Here is a 16,240-nt window from a genome sequence, read left to right as displayed (position 1 = left end):
GCACGCTACCGACAGCATCATCGATAGATCAGGGTCCAAGGCCCCTATCAGAGCTTGACCAGGGTGCGGCTGTATTGCGGGATGAGGCGGATCTTGCCTGCGGTGCCGAAGTCGATGGTGACGGTCGCCAAGGGGCCGAAGCCTTCGGCGGCTACCACTCGGCCGAGGCCGTACTTGTCGTCGCTGACTCGATCGCCAATCGCCAGTACGAGATTGGCATTGTTGCGGCTTGCACCGCCGGGTGCGGGGCGGCGTGGGGCGCGGTCGCTGACGCCCGGTCGCGGCTGATTCCAGCCGTCGCGAGTCCAGTCGTGTTCCAGGCCGTCGTCGTCGCCGCGGCGGCGGATGCCCCGAGTGAGTGGCGAACCCTTCGGCTCCAACCGCTTCCAGTCGACGAGGTGGGCCGGAATCTCTTGCAGGAATCGGGATTCCGGATTCGAGACCGGCTGCCCCCAGCCGGAGCGCACCACCGCGCGGGTGACATAGAGCCGTTGCCGCGCCCGGGTGATGCCGACGTAGGCGAGGCGGCGTTCCTCGGCGAGTTCGGTCGGATCGCCGAGGGCGCGCATATGCGGAAACTGCCCGTCCTCCCAACCGGTCACGAAGACCACCGGGAATTCCAGGCCCTTGGCGGTGTGCAGCGTCATCATCGTGACCACGCCGGTGCCCTCCTCGGGCAGCTGATCGCTATCGGCCACCAGCGACACGCGTTCCAAGAAGGCGGCGAGCGAGCCCGGGTCGGGTTCGCCCTCGGCCACCTCCGGCACCAGTCCCTCTTCCCGGGCGGCTTCGGCGTTGTTGTAGGCCTCGGAGCTGAATTCCCGTGCGACGCTCACCAATTCGTTGAGGTTGTCGAGCCGGGCACCGTCCTGGGGATCGTCGGAGCCCTCCAACTCGGCCCGGTAGCCGGTGCGGTCGAGTACCGCTTCGACCATGTTGCCGAGGTCGGGGAAGTCCTGATCCGCCTGTGTACCGGCCGCCCGCACATCTTCGAGCAGGTCGAGGAATCCGGCGATCGCGCGCTGCGCCCGCGTATTGAGCAGTGCCACTTTGCCATCGGCCGCATCGCGCAGTGCCTCGGCGAAACCGAGGCCGCGCTGTTCGGCATGCACCGCAACGCAGGCCTCGGCTCGGTCGCCGATGCCGCGGCGCGGGGTGTTGAGGATGCGGCGCAGGCTCACCGTGTCCTCCGGATTGTCGAGCACGCGCAGATACGCGACGATATCGCGCACCTCCTTGCGCTCGTAGAAGCGCACGCCGCCGACCACCTTGTAGGGCAGTCCCATGCGAATGAAGATTTCTTCCAGCGCGCGGGAGTTGTTGTTGGTGCGGTAGAAGACCGCGACATCGCTGTAGTTGGCATCGCCCGCGTCCACCAGACGGTCGATCTCGCGCGCCACGAACGAGGCCTCGTCGTGCTCGTTGTCGGCGACATAGCCGGTGATCAGATCGCCCTCACCGGAATCGGTCCACAGCCGCTTGTCCCGGCGCTTCTCATTGCGCGATATCACCGCATTGGCGGCAGACAGAATGTTCTGGGTGGAGCGGTAGTTCTGTTCGAGCAGAATGGTTTCCGCGTCCGGGAAGTCGCGTTCGAATTCCTCGATATTGCGGATGGTCGCGCCGCGGAATGCGTAGATGGACTGGTCCGCGTCGCCGACAACGCACAGTTCGCTCGGCTCGACCGCGTCTTCGGCCTGCTCTTGCGCGTGATGCCCGACCAACTCGCGAACCAGGATGTATTGGGCGTGGTTGGTGTCCTGGTACTCGTCGACCAGCACATGCCGGAACCGGCGACGGTAGTACTCGGCGACCTGCGGATGGTTCTGCAGCAGCGCCACCGTTTCGCCGATCAGATCGTCGAAGTCGAATGCGTTCGCCGAACGCAACCGGCGCTGATATTCGGTGTACACGCGGGCGACGAGTCCGGGCAGTTCGGTTTCGTCGGTTTCGGCATCGGCGGTTGCCTGCTCCGGCCCGATGAGCTCGTTCTTCAAATTCGAGATGGCAGTGGCCAGCAACCGCGCCGAATACTTCTTGACGTCGATATCGAAGTCCCGGCTGATCATGGTGAGCAACCGCCGGGAATCGTCGGCGTCGTAGATGGAGAAATTGGAATTCAGGCCGGGCAGCAGCGCGGCCTGCATGCGCAGGATGCGGACGCAGCTGGAGTGGAAGGTCGAGACCCACATGTTGTTCGCGCGCGGGCCGACCAGCCCGCTCACCCGCTCTCGCATTTCGGCGGCGGCCTTATTGGTGAAGGTGATGGCCAGGACCTGGCCAGGGGTTACGCCACGAGCAGCCAGCAAGTAGGCGATGCGCCGGGTGAGCACGGCGGTCTTGCCCGAACCCGCGCCCGCGACGATCAGCAGCGGCGCACCGGTGTGCACGACCGCGGCGCGCTGCTGCGGGTTGAGACCGTCGAGCAGCCGCTCGGCCTCCTCCGCGCGACGTTGCTCACGTTCGGCGCGACGCTTTTCTTGTTCGACACGGTACTTGTCGTCCACGACACGCCGCGACGCGTCATCGACGGCCGGATGCGGGACCCCCGTAGCGGTGGGCACGGCGGACTCGCCCATCTCTTCGGTGCGAGCAGCGTCGACCTGCGGTTTCTGGGCTGAATCCTGGTGCCGAGTCCGCCCGGCCTGCGTCTTGGGAGCCACCGTGATGTCCATCGCCCATCCACGCTACCGGCGGGCACCGACAGAGATGAAGTCCCGGTCGACATCGGTGTCCGTTCAGCGAACGGCAAGTGAACCGCCCTGGGTCGACACGGGCGTCGCAACGTGCAAGCCTTACTCGGGAGATTCACAAAATGAGGTGTTTGGCATTGCTTCGGCCCCGTGGCACACTGGCCCACATGACCTGCGCGACCGCCGCGAAGTATCCGATTCGGCTGACGGCCGGATATCGTGATCGCGGGCTTTGTACCTGAGCGCGCTGCCCGGGGGGAGGATTGCAAGACCTACCAGGTTTGTTTTACACGGTGAAAGAACCGATCGGTAACGAGCTCGGCTCACCAGCCGATCCATGTTCTGACACGAGGAGATGAATGATGAGCACCCCCGCCACGACCGGGTCCGATTCGGCTCTGCCCCACACCGAGGCCGAGATCCACAAGCTCCGCAAGGAGATCGACCAGCTCGACGCGGAAATCCTGGCCGCCGTCAAGCGCCGCACCGAGATCTCCCGGATCATCGGTCGCACGCGCATGGCCTCCGGCGGCACCCGCCTCGTACACAGTCGTGAGATGAAGGTGCTCGAGCGCTTCAGCGAACTCGGCCAGGAGGGTCACACCCTCGCCATGCTGCTGCTGCGCCTCGGTCGCGGCCGACTCGGCCACTGACAGCCTCCGGCCGCCACCAGCGGACCGATCGGACCACGCGGCGTTCGCAAGATCGCCGCCTTCCACAAGGCCGCCCCGGGTGTATTTCACCCCGGGGCGGTCGTTTCATGTCTGCGGGTCAGGTGAGGGCGATGTACTTGGTGGACAAGTACTCCTCGATACCCTCGATACCGCCTTCGCGGCCGAAGCCGGAGGCCTTGACGCCACCGAAAGGTGCTGCGGGATCGGAAATTACGCCGCGGTTGATGCCGACCATGCCGGATTCGATGCCCTCGGCAATGCGCAGGGCACGGTCGAGATCGCGGGTGTAAACGTAACTCACCAGGCCGAATTCGGTGTTGTTGGCGGCGGCGAGGCCCTCTTCCTCGGTGTCGAAGCCGACGATGGGGGCGACGGGGCCGAAGACCTCCTCGCGCAAGATCCGAGCATTCGCGGGTACCTCGCTGAGGATGGTCGCGGGATAGAACCAGCCGGGGCCGCCGGGCGCCTTGCCACCGAGACGGACCCGGGCACCGACCGCCACCGCGTCATCGACAAGTTCGCTGACGGTATCGAGCTGCTCCTCGTTGATCAGCGGGCCGAGTGTGGTGTTCGGATCGGTTCCCGGCCCGAGGGTGACCGTATTCGACATCGCCTCGACGAGTTTGGTGGTGAACTCCTCGAGCACGCCGTTCTGCACGTGGAAGCGGTTGGCCGCGGTGCACGCCTCGCCGCCATTGCGCAGTTTGGCCAGCATCGCGCCCTGTACGGCGGCGTCGATATCGGCATCGTCGAAGACCACGAACGGTGCGTTGCCGCCGAGTTCCATCGAGGTGCGCAGCAGCCCGTTCGCCGACTTCTCCACCAGCTTCTTGCCGACCTCGGTGGACCCGGTGAAGGTGAGCTTGCGCAGGCGTGGATCGTCGAGCAACGGCTGGGTGACAGCGCCGGAACGGCTGGAGGTGATCACCGAGAGCACCCCGTCCGGCAGCCCCGCCGCACTGCATAATTCGGCCAGCGCCAGCATGGTCAGCGGTGTTGCCGATGCGGGCTTGACGATCATCGTGCAGCCCGCGGCCAGCGCTGGTCCGATCTTGCGGGTGCCCATGGCGAGCGGGAAGTTCCACGGCGTGATGGCCAGGCACGGCCCGACCGGCTGCTTGTGCACCATGATCCGTCCGGTGCCGGACGGCGCGTGCAAGTAGCGTCCGTGCGCCCGCACCGCCTCCTCGCTGAACCAGCGGAAGAATTCGGCGCCGTAGCGCACCTCGTTGCGGCTTTCCGGCAGCGCCTTGCCCATCTCCAGCGTCATCAGCAGCGCGAATTCCTCGGCGCGCGCGGTCAGCTGGTCGAAAACCCGGCGCAGGATCTCGCCGCGCTCCCGCGACGGTGTCGCTGCCCACTCGGCCTGCACCGCGACGGCCGCGTCGAGCGCGCGCACGGCATCTTCCGGCGTGGCGTCGGCGACTTCGACCAGCACCTGCCCGTCGGCCGGATTGTGCACCGGGAAGGTGCCGCCCCCGGTGGCGTCGACGGGACCGCCGATCCACAGCTGCGTCGGCACGGATCGGAGTACTTCGCGTTCGGACACCATGTACCCCAGCCTATGCCGCGCGCTCGCGCATCACCCTCGACTCATCGATCCGAAATTCGCCGGCCTATTCGAGCGGGCCGCACCCCGTCCGAGCGACACGCGAATGATCGCCACGGGGTAGCCGTCAGGACAACATCGGCGAAAGTATGCGGTCCCTGCCTGCGCGCCCGATCGAGTGCTTGTAACCTCGCGGACGTGAGCAGCGACATCACCGCATCGGCATCCTGGCGGAAACTGCACGAGCACCATGGCGCCGTCGCCGGACGACACCTGCGTGAATTCTTCGCCGAGGATCCCGACCGAGGCCGCGAGCTGATCGTCCAGGTCGGGGACCTGCACATCGATTACAGCAAGCACCGCGTCACCCGGGAAACCCTGCATCTGCTGGTCGAATTGGCGGATGAGGCCGGGGTGGCCCAACGGCGCGACGCGATGTACCGCGGCGACCACATCAACACCTCGGAGGACCGCGCGGTCGAACATATCGCGCTGCGCCTACCCGAGGGCGAATCGGTCATCGTGGACGGCGTGGATGCGGGCGCCGAGGTGCACGAGGTGCTGCGGCGGATGGGCGAATTCACCGACGCGGTGCGCTCGGGTGCGTGGCGCGGCGCGACCGGCGAGCGCATCAAGACCGTGGTGAATATCGGCATCGGCGGTTCGGATCTCGGCCCGGATATGGTGCACCGCGCGCTGCGGCACTATGCCGATGCCGGGATCGGCGCCCGATTCGTCTCGAATGTCGACCCGGCCGATCTGCTCGCGAAACTCGACGGACTCGATCCGGCCGGCACGCTGTTCATTGTTGCCTCCAAGACGTTTTCGACGCTGGAGACACTGACCAATGCCACCGCCGCCCGGCGCTGGCTGGTCGCCGCGCTCGGCGAGGATGCCGTCGCCAAGCATTTCGTCGCCGTCTCGACGAATGCCGAGCGGGTCGCCGAATTCGGCATCGACACCGCGAATATGTTCGGCTTCTGGGATTGGGTCGGCGGTCGGTATTCGGTGGATTCGGCCATCGGTCTTTCGGTGATGGCGACGATCGGCAAGGAGCGCTTCGCCGAATTCCTGGCCGGAATGCACACCGTCGACCGGCATTTCGCGACCGAGCCGCTGGACCGCAACGGTCCGGTACTGCTCGGCCTGCTCGGCATCTGGTACTCGAACTTCTTCGGCGCGGAATCGCGTGCGGTGCTGCCCTATTCGAACGATCTGTCGCGCTTTCCGGCCTATCTGCAGCAGCTGACCATGGAGTCCAACGGCAAATCGGTGCGCGCCGACGGCACCCCGGTGACCACCTCGACCGGCGAAATCTTCTGGGGCGAACCGGGAACCAACGGCCAGCACGCCTTCTACCAGCTGCTGCACCAGGGCACTCGGCTGATTCCGGCCGATTTCATCGGATTCGCCCAGCCCACCGCTGATCTGCCCACCCTCGATGGCACCGGCAGCATGCACGACATCCTGATGAGCAACCTGTTCGCGCAGACCAAGGTGCTCGCCTTCGGCAAGACTGCCGAGGAGATCGCTGATCCTTTCGAGCGACCCGCAAGCGATCGCTACGGTGACGAAGGCACCGATCCGAAGGTGGTGCCGCACAAGGTGATGCCGGGCAATCGGCCGAGCACCACCATTCTCGCGCCGCAGCTGACCCCCTCGGTGGTCGGCCAGTTGATCGCGCTCTACGAGCATCAGGTATTCGTCGAGGGCACCATCTGGGGCATCGACAGCTTCGACCAGTGGGGCGTGGAACTCGGCAAGCAGCAGGCGCTCGCGCTGGCCCCCCTGCTGACGTCGCCGGAAGAGCCGCAGTCGCAAGGGGACTCGTCCACCGACGCCCTGATCGGCTGGTATCGCGACAACCGCTGAGCCTCAGCCCAGCGCCTGCGCCGTCTTGATCAGGGCGGCGACGACATCCGGGAAGTCGGCGGTGATCTCCGGACCGATTTCGGGGCCGACGGTATCGGCGGCGTCGCCGATGATCTCGGTCCGGTAGACGACGCGGGTCCACCCCTCGCCCACCGGCTCCAGGCGGTGCTCGGTGACGACGGTGAAATCGCCACCGTCCATTTCATCGGTGAACAGTTCGCCTGGTTCGATTTCCACCAGGCGCATGCGCACGGTATCGCCGCCGGGGAGCGTCATGGTGAACGAAGTGCCGACCTCGAACGGGCCGTCGATTTCGATTTCGTCGAGCCCCTCGTTCCATTCGGGCCAGGACTCCACATCCGACCAGCACCGCCACAGCGCCTCCGGTGCGACCGCAGTCTCCGCGCTGTATTCGTACTCCCACATTCCGCTTGCTCCCGGCTGCCTCGACACGATTTGTCGAGCGAGATCATGTCACCTCCAGTGTGATTCGGCGACGCGGCGCACATCACCGCTCGGCGGCGTAGTAGCGGCCGCCGCGCTGACGCAGGACGAGGTCGGCTCCGTGCCTGGTATCGGCGATCAGATCGGCATTGGGTAGATCACTGTCGTACACCTTGATTTTCGCGGCGTCAGGGGTGCGGCCGCCGCGAATGTGGCGGCGCAGCAGGCGTTGTTCGAGCACCTCGCGGGCCACGTCCAGGTACCAGACCTCGTCGAGGAATTCGCGAACGCCCGACCAGGCGCCCTCGGACAGCAGCAGGTAGTTGCCCTCGGTGATGGCGATCTCCTGCCGATCGAAGACGACACCGGCCGGGGTCGGTTCCTCGATGGCCCGGTCGAAGGTCGGCCACGGCACCGGCTCGCCGAGTGGGGTATCGCGCAGGCGGCGCAGGGTTTCCAGGAAGGCGGCCACGTCGAAGGTGTGCGGTTCGCCCTTGCGCTCCAGATTCGCCGTCGCGCGCAGTACGGCGTTGGGCAGGTGGAAACCGTCCATCGGCGCGATCTCGGCGATTCGGGCACCGGATCGGTTGTTCAGGTCATCGCGAATTGCCTTGGAGAGCGTGGATTTACCCGCACCCGGCGGACCGGTGATGCCGAGTACGTACCGTCGGGCGCACCCCGCCGCCCGGATCCGAAGGTGCTCGACCAGCGAGCGCAACGGCATTTCGACGGAAGTCCGTGTCATCGAAATCACAGTACTCAGCATGAGTCGGTCCGCTGCGAATTTGGGCGCGTGGCTATACAAGTCGGCTATCGAAGTCGCTGCCGGACTTCGGTATAGGCTGCCGCACATCAGGTTCGGCTCGCTCGCGGAGCGCAGTCGAAACGCGGCACGACACGCCCCGCAGTACCGCCATGTGACTGCGCTCGACGGATCTCGACGCCTAGAAGCCAGCTGGACGCGGCGCTACTTCGGGCGGGTGCCGCGGTAGAAGGTGACGCGGCCGAGGCGACGGTGGCGCTGGGAGGCCACCACGGTGCAGTCGAAGCCGACGGTGCGCAGGAGTTGGGGGATGCCGTCGCCGAGGTTGTCATGGGCATGGTGGTTGTGCGGCAGCAGCCGGGGCATCAGGCCGTCGTCCGGGGTCACCTCGCCGCCGATATCGAGGATGTGCAGGCTGCCGCCGGGCGCAACAACGGCGTCTCATCCCGGCAGTGCCGCGCCCAGCCTGCCGTCCTCGCGCACTGATCGCGAGATTTCGCACCCTTCGTAGGTGCCGACGAGGAGTGCGAATCCCGCGAACAAACGGGTCAGGTGAGGGCGCGGGCGATGATGTCGGTGGTGTTCACGCCGGTGGGGAGGGTGCCGAAGGCGATGCCCCAGTCGTCGCCGAGGCGGGTGGCGCAGAAGGCGTCGGCGACTGCGGGGTGGCCGTGCCGGACGAGTTGCGCGCCCTGTAGGACCAGGGCCATGAGTTCGACGACGCGGCGGGCGCGGTATTCGATTTCGTCGAGATCGGACAGTTCCCTGCCGAGGCGGGCGATGGCATCGTCGAGTCGCGGGTCGGCGCCAGCGGCCGGCGAAACTTCGTTGAAGAAGGCCTCCACCGTTTCGGGCTGACGGCCCATGGCGCGCAAGGCATCCAGCGCCGCCACATTGCCGGAGCCTTCCCAGATGGACATGAGCGGGGCCTCACGGTAGAGGCGCGGCATACCGGATTCCTCGGCATAACCATTACCGCCGAAGCATTCCAGGGCCTCGGCCGCATGCGCGGGGGCACGCTTGCAGACCCAATACTTGGTGACCGCCAGGGCGATTCGGCGCAGCGCGGCCTCAGCGGGGTCGGTGCTCGCACGGTCGGTCGCACCGGCCAGGCGCATCATGACCGTGGTGGCAGCATCGGATTCGATCACCAGGTCGGCGAGCACATTGCGCATCGCGGGTTGATCGATCAGCTTGGCCCCGAACGCTTCTCGGTGCCGCGCGTGATGCGCGGCGTAGACGGCGCCCACGCGCATGCCGGTGGCGGAGCCGATGACGCAGTCCAGGCGGGTCATATTGACCATTTCGATGATGGTCTTGACGCCGGCCCCTTCCGCGCCGACCAGCCAGCCGGTGGCGTTCTCGTATTCGATCTCCGAGGACGCGTTCGATTTGTTGCCGAGCTTGTCCTTGAGGCGTTGGATCCGGATGGGGTTGCGAGTGTCGTCCGGAAGGACGCGCGGCAGCAGGAAGCAGGACAGACCGCCGGGCGCCTGAGCCAGGGTGAGGAACATATCCGACATGGGCGCCGAGGTGAACCACTTGTGGCCGACGATGCGGTAGCTGCCGTCGGGTTGCGGTGTTGCGGTAGTGGTGTTGGCGCGGACATCGGAGCCGCCCTGCTTCTCGGTCATCGACATGCCCGCGATGAGACCGGCCTTGGTCGACGGTTCGCGCAGGCCGAAATCGTATGTGCGGGAACCGAGTAGCGGCTCGTACCTGGCCGCGAGTTCGGCATTGTGGCGCAACGCGGGCACGACGGCGTAGGTCATCGAGATCGGACACATATGCCCGGCGTCGGCGACACCCCAGGTGTAGAACTTGGCCGCCCGGGCGGCATGAGTGCCGGGCCGGTCGTCGAGCCAGGCCGAGCCGTGGAGTCCGTGCGCGACAGCGACTTTCATCAGCTCGTGCCAGTACGGATGGAATTCGACCTCATCGATGCGATTGCCGTAGCGGTCGTGCGTATGCAGGACGGGCGGGTATTCGTTGGCGAGGCGGCCCCACCCCTGCGCTTCGAATCCGCCTGCGAGCCTGCCGAGTTCACGCACTTCGGGTTCGGCCCAGCCCGCGCCCTCGCGGTGCAGTCCCTCGAGCAGGGCCGGGTTCTGCGCGACATCGAAGGGCACGATGTCGGGAACCTGGTTGAAGACTTCATGCGTCGGCATCGGACACTCCTGAGTCGGATTCATCGCGCGCACCGAGTGCGCGTAACGCGAAACTGATGAGCTCGGGCACAACGGATTCGCTGTGCGGGGCATCGGCCAGCGGGCCGACAAGGACCTCTCCGATCGCACCGACGAGCGCGGCCGCGCTGGTCTTGGCATCCTGCGCGGGCACTTCGCCGCGCGAAACACCCTCCGCGACAGCGGATTCGAAGGCATCGGCAAACGCGCGACGGAAGCGCAGACGCTCGGCATCGACCACGGTATCGACGGGTTCGACGAGCAGGACGTAGGCGAGTTTCGGATTCTTCAGCGCCCGGCCCGCGAAGGTTTCCACTGCCGCGGTCACCCGCTCGACGGCTGTTCCCGAGGCGCTTGCGGTAACCACTGCGGCCACTTCGTGCGCGACCACCTTCCGGAATACCGCGCTCACCAGGTCGGCCTTGCCGCTGAAGTTCTTGTAGACCGTTCCGGTGGCCACGCCCGCCTCGGCGGCGACGGCCGCCATGGACAGTCCGGCGTAGCCCGCGTGGGACAGCACCTTGGTCGCTGCCTGCACGATCAGGCCCGCCTTGGCATCGAGGCGGGCCTGCACAGCAGGGGTTCTGCGGTAGGCCATACAAGAAGTGAACCACAAATTCATTTCTTCACACAAGGGTACTTCCGACGGCGTATGGTCGTCCTCGTGACTGTGCGAATCGAACGCAACGGGCCCGTGACCACGGTGATCCTGCACCGCCCCCAGGCACGCAATGCCGTCGACGGTCCGACCGCCGCGGCCCTGGTCGACGCATTCCGCGAATTCGATGCCGATCCGGATGCGGCGGTCGCCGTGCTGTGGGGCGACGGCGGCACCTTCTGCGCGGGCGCGGACCTGAAGGCGCTCGGCACCGAGCGCTCCAATCGAGTCACCGAGGACGGTGACGGTCCCATGGGTCCGACCCGAATGCGGCTGTCCAAACCGGTGATCGCCGCGATTTCCGGATACGCGGTCGCGGGCGGACTGGAGTTGGCGCTGTGGTGCGATATGCGAGTTGCCGAGCAGGACAGCACCTTCGGCGTGTTCTGTCGCCGCTGGGGTGTGCCGCTGATCGATGGCGGCACGATTCGGTTGCCGCGCATCATCGGCACCGGGCGCGCGATGGATATGGTGCTCACCGGTCGTGCCGTCGCCGCGACGGAGGCATTGCAGATCGGGCTGATCAATCGGGTGGTGCCGAATGGTGAATCCCGCAGTGCCGCTGAACAACTCGCCGCCGAACTGGCCGCACTGCCGCAGACCTGCCTGCGCTCGGACCGCATGTCGCTGCTGGAGCAGGACGGTATGGACGAAGAGGCCGCACTGCTCAACGAGTACCGACACGGCCTGAAGGCGCTGGCCGACGGAGCCCTGGACGGCGCGCAACGGTTCGCCGCCGGTGCGGGCCGTCACGGAGTGCGCTCCTGACAATGGCTGCCGCCCAACGGTTGAGCGTCGTCGACGAGATCTTCCTGCGCACGCATCGCGGGCTCGGCACCCCGATCGCGCTCCAGGGTTTGTGGCGCACGGCCGATCGCGTCGATCCTGAGTTACTGCGGCAGGTGCACGCGGCGCTGCGGGTCGGGCCGTTGGGGCGCAGAGTGATTCGGCCTTCGGTCCCCGGTGCGCGTCGCGGTTGGCGGGCGAACACTCGGGCGTATCGGCTCGAGTTCACCGACGGCACCATCGCTACCCGGGATCTGCTCGAGTGGGCCGATGGGCAGGGCGCGAATCTCGATCCCGAATATGGTCCGGGTTGGCGATTGTCGACCGCCGACCTGGATGACGGCGGATCGATCGTGTCGCTGACCTGTTCGCATGCGCTTGCCGACGGGAGAGCGCTTGTACTCGCGGTCGATGATGCGCTCGGCGGCCCGAGCCTGACCACGTCGTCGGTGCCGGCTATGCGTTCCCCGGATACCGGGTCAGGTATGAATTCGGCGCCGTCGACGATCGGCGCGATGTCAACGAAATCCACTGGGCCAGATGAAAAGTCGGATACCGACCGGCCCGCCGACGAGTTTGCTTATCCGACGCGGCCGGGCCGATCTGATGCGGGCGGCTCGATGACGATGTCGAGACCTGCGTCGACATCCACTACATGGGAGCCAAACCGGTCCGCCGCGCGCGCGAATGCCTCGCTGGGCCGGGGAACCCGAGCTGCGGCATCGGATTGGTCCGATGCTCGGCGGCAATGGTCGATCGTTGTGCGCGGCACGTTTCGCGCGCTTCGTCGCGGAATCCCCGAACGTCCCGCCCAGACGGCATCTGCTCGCGGACACCGGGTATCGACCCGTCGACGCGGGTCGGTCGCTGGACGCGTAGGGGCTGCGAGCGCGCCGGCCCTCAGCGTCGTACTGCAGTGCCCCGAGGCCGACTGGGAGTCGGCGGCTGCGGCGCGAGGCGGTACGGCCAATAGCCTGTTCATCGCCCTGATCGCGAAGATGTTGTGGGCCAGTGGATTTCCCGGCGAGACGATCGATGCCAGCCTTCCGGTCGACACCCGCGACGAGCCGCGCGTCGACAATGACCTCGCGATGACCGAGATCACCATCGGGCGCACCGACACTCCGGCCGCGATTCGCGAGAAGGCCCGAATCGCCTACGAGCGGCGCATGTCCAGCCCCGGCGGGATGCCGGAGGAACTGCTGCAGGTTATGCCGGATCGCTGGGCCTACGCCTTGTCCAGGGGCGCCGGTGAACGAGACATCCTGTGCTCCAACATCGGAACGCTCCCCGACTCCCTGCGCACCCTCGGCCCACATCGCTGCACCGGCGTCGCCGCCCGAGCCATCCATCCCGGCCTCACCGCGGACCTCCTCCCCCGCACCCGCCTATCCGGCTATCTCTGCCGCATCGCCGACACCTATACCCTCGCCGTCGTCAGCCTCGACCCCGCCCACATCGAGACCTCCGAAACCCTCCGCACCCTCGCCAACGAATCCGCAACCTCCGTCGGCATCCCGATCACCCTCTGGTGACCGCCGCGGCGGTCACCAGAGGGTAGTCCTCGACGGTCATCGAGTTGTATGCGAGACCAGGCATGTCTTGACCGGTTTCGTCGATGCGGTCGAGAACCTGCTCGGGCCGGCGTGGTTCGGAATGGAGTTCCGCTGAGCGATTCTCGGGGTGATCCACGTCACTGAATAGTGCTGTCAGGAATTCGGGGGCTGTCTCGTTCAGGAAACACGCGAACCTGATTAGGAGCGAATCATGAAGCACCGCATCGTCGTCCTCGGGGCCGGATACGCCGGAGCCTTCTCCGCCGGATACCTGGCGCGCCAACTCCACCGCGACGACTTCGAGATCACCGTCGTCAACGCCGAACCCGATTTCGTGGAGCGGCTGCGCCTGCATCAGCTCGCCGCCGGGCAGGATCTGCGCCACCGGCCGCTGACGGAGGTGTTCGCGGGCACCGGCATCCGGTTACGGCTGGCGCGGGTGACCAACGTCGACGTCGAGCACCGGACTGTCACACTCGCCGACGGCGAGGGCATCGACCGGCTCGAATACGACACCCTGCTCTACGCGCTCGGCAGCACCGCCGCCGACCACGGCGTCCCTGGCGTCGAAAAGCATGCCTTCCACGTGGCCGCGCGGCCGTCCGCGCTGCGGCTGCGCGCACGCCTGGACGAGCTGGGCGAGGACGGGCAGGTGCTGGTAGTCGGGGGCAATCTGACCGCGATCGAGGCCGCCACCGAGCTCGCCGAATCCCGTCCGGGACTTCGGGTCAGCCTCGCCACCAGCGGCGAACTGGGCGGCTGGCTGGGCACGAAGGCCCGCCGTCACCTGCTGCGTACCTTCGACCGGTTCGGTATCACGGTCCATGAGCACACCACCATCGAGCGCGTCGAGGAGGCGGCGGCACTCGCCGCCGACGGCACCGTTTTCGATTCCGACGCGACCGTGTGGGCCGCCGGCTTCGCGGTCCATCCGATTGCCGCCGCCAGCGGCCTCGAGGTGGAAGCCAACGGCCAGATCTCGGTCGACCGTCAGATGCGGTCGGTCTCGCACCCGGATGTCTACGTTGCCGGTGACAGCGCCTTCGTCATCGGCGAGAACGGTCGGCCGTTGCCGATGTCGTGTGCTTCCGCGGGATTCACCAGCATGCAGGCGACTGCCGCGATCATCGGAGACCTGACCGGGCGCAAGATCTCGACGACGCCGCTGTCGTATGTCGGCAACCACATCAGCCTCGGCCGCGAGGACGCGATCTTCCAGCTGGTCGACGGTGACGCGCGATCGAAGTCGTGGGCCCTGTGCGGCCGCACGGCCGCGCGCGTCAAGAAGGCAATCCTGGACACTTCCGCTTGGAGCCTGAGCCACCCGACCTTCGGAATGCCGAGTCACAGGTACCGCTTGGCCACCACCGGAGCGCACTCGCGCGACGTGGTCGCCGCATAGAGTCGCGCTCATGGACACTGCCACCGTGGCGCGTTTCGAGGCCAGCCGGAATCGACTGGCCTCGCTCGCCTACCGTCTGCTCGGCTCGGCCGCCGACGCCGAGGACACGGTGCAGGACGCGTTCCTGCGGTGGCAGGCCACCGACCGGGGGTACGTCGAGGTGCCCGAGGCATGGCTGACCAAGATCGTCACCAACCTGGCGCTCGACCGGCTCCGTTCGGCGAAGGTGCGGCGCGAACGCGCGGTCGGCACCTGGATGCCCGAACCGCTCCTCGACGGCGACCCGATGCTCGGCCCGGCCGACACCGTCGAGCAGCGCGAATCGGTGACCCTGGCGGTGCTGACCCTCATGGAGCGGCTGTCGCCGGTCGAACGGGCCGCTTACGTACTGCGCGAGGCCTTCGCGTACAGCCACGCCGAGATAGCCGAGGTTCTCGGCATCACCGAGTCCGGGAGTCAGCAACACATCCACCGCGCGCGGCGTCGAATTGCCGCCGCCGGCAACGGCAATGACATCGACCGTGCCTCGGCGCGCCGAATCGTCGAGGCGTTCGTCGATGCCGCCTCCTCGGGCCGGACCGAACGGCTGGTGGCGCTGCTGACCGACGATGCGACCGGCATCTCCGATGGCGCCGGGCTGGGGCTCGCCGAGAAGCTGATCCGGTACTCGACCCCGGAGCGGATCGCGAGAGCGGTGCGGGCGGGCTTCAAACCGACTCCGGCCAAGCGAAGACTCGCCGGTGGCTCGCCCTCGATCCATGCCGTCGTGGTCAACGGCTGCCCGGCCATGCTCGCCACCCTCGACGACCGGGTCCTGGGCGTCGTGATCCTGGAGATCCGTGACGACAAGATCGCAGGCGTGCGCGGCATCGCCTCCCCGGACCGACTCGGTCGCCTCACCGCGGAATGGCAGCGGCACAAGCACGACATCCCGCTGATCGAATCGTGGTAACCGACTGTCCGACAATCAATCTCACGTTCATCGTCGATTCCGGTCCGCGCCGACTTCACTGAGCCGGTTGGGTCAACGGGCGGGGACGATATCGGTTCGATCGAGTACGTCCTGTGGTACCTCGATGCCCGGCTCCAGATCGTCCGAGGAGATCGGGGCGTCCCAAACCTGACGCATGGGCAGGACACCTGCCCAGACGCCGCCGGTTTCGATATCGGCGGCATCGTCCTTCGGGCCGCCGGTTCGGACCTTCACCGATGCCTCGGTCAGGTCGAGCGAGAGGACCATGGTGGCGGCCATTTCCTTTTTGTTCGGCTGCCGCACGCGATCCCACGCACCCGGGGCGGAATGTTCGACGATGACCCGCAGCGCGTGCATGCGCTCGTCGGGATCGATGAGTTCGACGGCGCGGCCGCGCACTACGGCCGAGCGGAAGTTGGCGGAGAAGTGCATGGCCGAGCGGGCGTAGACGATGCCGTCGACCAGGGTGACGGCGATGGAGATATCGCCGGTCAGTGCGGCCCGCAGGTTTCCGGCTCCGGTCGAGCCGTGCAGGTACAGCGTGTCGCCGTCGCGGCCGTAGACGGTCGGGAGCACCACCGGACTGTCGCCGAGCAGCACGCCGAGGTGGCAGACCAGGCCCGCGTCGAGGACCGCGTCCAGTTCGGCACGGTCCGTCCGGCCACGCTCCTTGGAACGTGTCAA

Annotated in this window: 14 protein-coding genes; 6 read left to right on the top strand and 8 right to left on the bottom strand. The window is 66.8% G+C overall.

The window, feature by feature from the left end; all coding sequences use genetic code 11:
* Positions 1–47: 47 nt before the first annotated feature.
* Entirely contained in the window at positions 48–2,675 is a 2,628-nt protein-coding gene (pcrA, locus tag ACQPXH_RS05805) for a DNA helicase PcrA (protein ID WP_433601292.1), read from the bottom strand.
* A 380-nt stretch (positions 2,676–3,055) separates the two neighbouring features.
* Here pcrA and ACQPXH_RS05800 point away from each other — a divergent pair, with 380 nt between their 5' ends.
* Complete coding sequence (locus tag ACQPXH_RS05800) at positions 3,056–3,346, top strand: chorismate mutase (protein ID WP_433601291.1); 291 nt, start codon at positions 3,056–3,058, stop codon at positions 3,344–3,346.
* Between the two features lie 118 nt (positions 3,347–3,464).
* Here ACQPXH_RS05800 and ACQPXH_RS05795 read toward each other — a convergent pair whose 3' ends face one another.
* Positions 3,465–4,919, bottom strand: a complete 1,455-nt coding sequence (locus ACQPXH_RS05795) for an NAD-dependent succinate-semialdehyde dehydrogenase (protein WP_433601290.1) — start codon at positions 4,917–4,919, stop codon at positions 3,465–3,467.
* 195 nt (positions 4,920–5,114) lie between these two features.
* On the opposite strand from ACQPXH_RS05795, the gene pgi reads away from it, so the two are divergent.
* On the top strand, positions 5,115–6,788 hold the full coding sequence (pgi, locus tag ACQPXH_RS05790; protein ID WP_433601289.1) for a glucose-6-phosphate isomerase: 1,674 nt from the start codon (positions 5,115–5,117) through the stop codon (positions 6,786–6,788).
* Positions 6,789–6,791: 3 nt separating this feature from the next.
* Here pgi and ACQPXH_RS05785 read toward each other — a convergent pair whose 3' ends face one another.
* The 5 genes from ACQPXH_RS05785 to ACQPXH_RS05765 all read right to left on the bottom strand — a co-directional run bounded on the left by ACQPXH_RS05785 (position 6,792) and on the right by ACQPXH_RS05765 (position 10,779).
* Positions 6,792–7,214, bottom strand: a complete 423-nt coding sequence (locus ACQPXH_RS05785) for an SRPBCC family protein (protein ID WP_433524767.1) — start codon at positions 7,212–7,214, stop codon at positions 6,792–6,794.
* A gap of 82 nt (positions 7,215–7,296) precedes the next feature.
* On the bottom strand, positions 7,297–7,977 hold the full coding sequence (locus ACQPXH_RS05780; protein WP_433601288.1) for a nucleoside/nucleotide kinase family protein: 681 nt from the start codon (positions 7,975–7,977) through the stop codon (positions 7,297–7,299).
* Positions 7,978–8,199: 222 nt separating this feature from the next.
* Entirely contained in the window at positions 8,200–8,382 is a 183-nt protein-coding gene (locus tag ACQPXH_RS05775) for a hypothetical protein (protein ID WP_433601287.1), read from the bottom strand.
* Positions 8,383–8,543: 161 nt separating this feature from the next.
* Positions 8,544–10,163, bottom strand: coding sequence for an acyl-CoA dehydrogenase family protein (locus tag ACQPXH_RS05770; protein WP_433601286.1), 1,620 nt, complete (start codon positions 10,161–10,163; stop codon positions 8,544–8,546).
* Complete coding sequence (locus ACQPXH_RS05765; RefSeq protein WP_433601285.1) at positions 10,150–10,779, bottom strand: TetR/AcrR family transcriptional regulator; 630 nt, start codon at positions 10,777–10,779, stop codon at positions 10,150–10,152. The genes ACQPXH_RS05770 and ACQPXH_RS05765 overlap by 14 nt, the downstream gene beginning before the upstream one ends.
* Before the next feature lie 54 nt (positions 10,780–10,833).
* Here ACQPXH_RS05765 and ACQPXH_RS05760 point away from each other — a divergent pair, with 54 nt between their 5' ends.
* The 4 genes from ACQPXH_RS05760 to ACQPXH_RS05745 all read left to right on the top strand — a co-directional run bounded on the left by ACQPXH_RS05760 (position 10,834) and on the right by ACQPXH_RS05745 (position 15,535).
* Entirely contained in the window at positions 10,834–11,607 is a 774-nt protein-coding gene (locus tag ACQPXH_RS05760) for a crotonase/enoyl-CoA hydratase family protein (protein ID WP_433601284.1), read from the top strand.
* 2 nt (positions 11,608–11,609) lie between these two features.
* Complete coding sequence (locus ACQPXH_RS05755; RefSeq protein ID WP_433601283.1) at positions 11,610–13,160, top strand: hypothetical protein; 1,551 nt, start codon at positions 11,610–11,612, stop codon at positions 13,158–13,160.
* Positions 13,161–13,392: 232 nt separating this feature from the next.
* On the top strand, positions 13,393–14,583 hold the full coding sequence (locus tag ACQPXH_RS05750; protein ID WP_433601282.1) for an NAD(P)/FAD-dependent oxidoreductase: 1,191 nt from the start codon (positions 13,393–13,395) through the stop codon (positions 14,581–14,583).
* A 10-nt stretch (positions 14,584–14,593) separates the two neighbouring features.
* A complete protein-coding gene (locus ACQPXH_RS05745; protein ID WP_433601281.1) occupies positions 14,594–15,535 on the top strand; it encodes a sigma-70 family RNA polymerase sigma factor in 942 nt (313 codons plus the stop codon).
* Between the two features lie 72 nt (positions 15,536–15,607).
* Here ACQPXH_RS05745 and ACQPXH_RS05740 read toward each other — a convergent pair whose 3' ends face one another.
* Complete coding sequence (locus ACQPXH_RS05740) at positions 15,608–16,240, bottom strand: pyridoxamine 5'-phosphate oxidase family protein (protein ID WP_433601280.1); 633 nt, start codon at positions 16,238–16,240, stop codon at positions 15,608–15,610.

The sequence above is a fragment of the Nocardia sp. CA-135953 genome (assembly GCF_050955735.1).
Lineage (GTDB): Bacteria > Actinomycetota > Actinomycetes > Mycobacteriales > Mycobacteriaceae > Nocardia.
The sequence above is the reverse complement of the archived record's forward strand: the minus strand, read 5'-3'. Positions and strand labels throughout refer to the sequence as shown.

Coding starts and splice junctions, on each gene's coding strand:
- pcrA (WP_433601292.1), bottom strand. CDS start 2,675: ATGGACATCACGGTGGCTCCCAAGACGCAGGCCGGGCGGACTCGGCAC.
- ACQPXH_RS05800 (WP_433601291.1), top strand. CDS start 3,056: ATGAGCACCCCCGCCACGACCGGGTCCGATTCGGCTCTGCCCCACACC.
- ACQPXH_RS05795 (WP_433601290.1), bottom strand. CDS start 4,919: ATGGTGTCCGAACGCGAAGTACTCCGATCCGTGCCGACGCAGCTGTGG.
- ACQPXH_RS05785 (WP_433524767.1), bottom strand. CDS start 7,214: ATGTGGGAGTACGAATACAGCGCGGAGACTGCGGTCGCACCGGAGGCG.
- ACQPXH_RS05780 (WP_433601288.1), bottom strand. CDS start 7,977: ATGACACGGACTTCCGTCGAAATGCCGTTGCGCTCGCTGGTCGAGCAC.
- ACQPXH_RS05770 (WP_433601286.1), bottom strand. CDS start 10,163: ATGCCGACGCATGAAGTCTTCAACCAGGTTCCCGACATCGTGCCCTTC.
- ACQPXH_RS05765 (WP_433601285.1), bottom strand. CDS start 10,779: ATGGCCTACCGCAGAACCCCTGCTGTGCAGGCCCGCCTCGATGCCAAG.
- ACQPXH_RS05760 (WP_433601284.1), top strand. CDS start 10,834: ATGGTCGTCCTCGTGACTGTGCGAATCGAACGCAACGGGCCCGTGACC.
- ACQPXH_RS05755 (WP_433601283.1), top strand. CDS start 11,610: ATGGCTGCCGCCCAACGGTTGAGCGTCGTCGACGAGATCTTCCTGCGC.
- ACQPXH_RS05750 (WP_433601282.1), top strand. CDS start 13,393: ATGAAGCACCGCATCGTCGTCCTCGGGGCCGGATACGCCGGAGCCTTC.
- ACQPXH_RS05745 (WP_433601281.1), top strand. CDS start 14,594: ATGGACACTGCCACCGTGGCGCGTTTCGAGGCCAGCCGGAATCGACTG.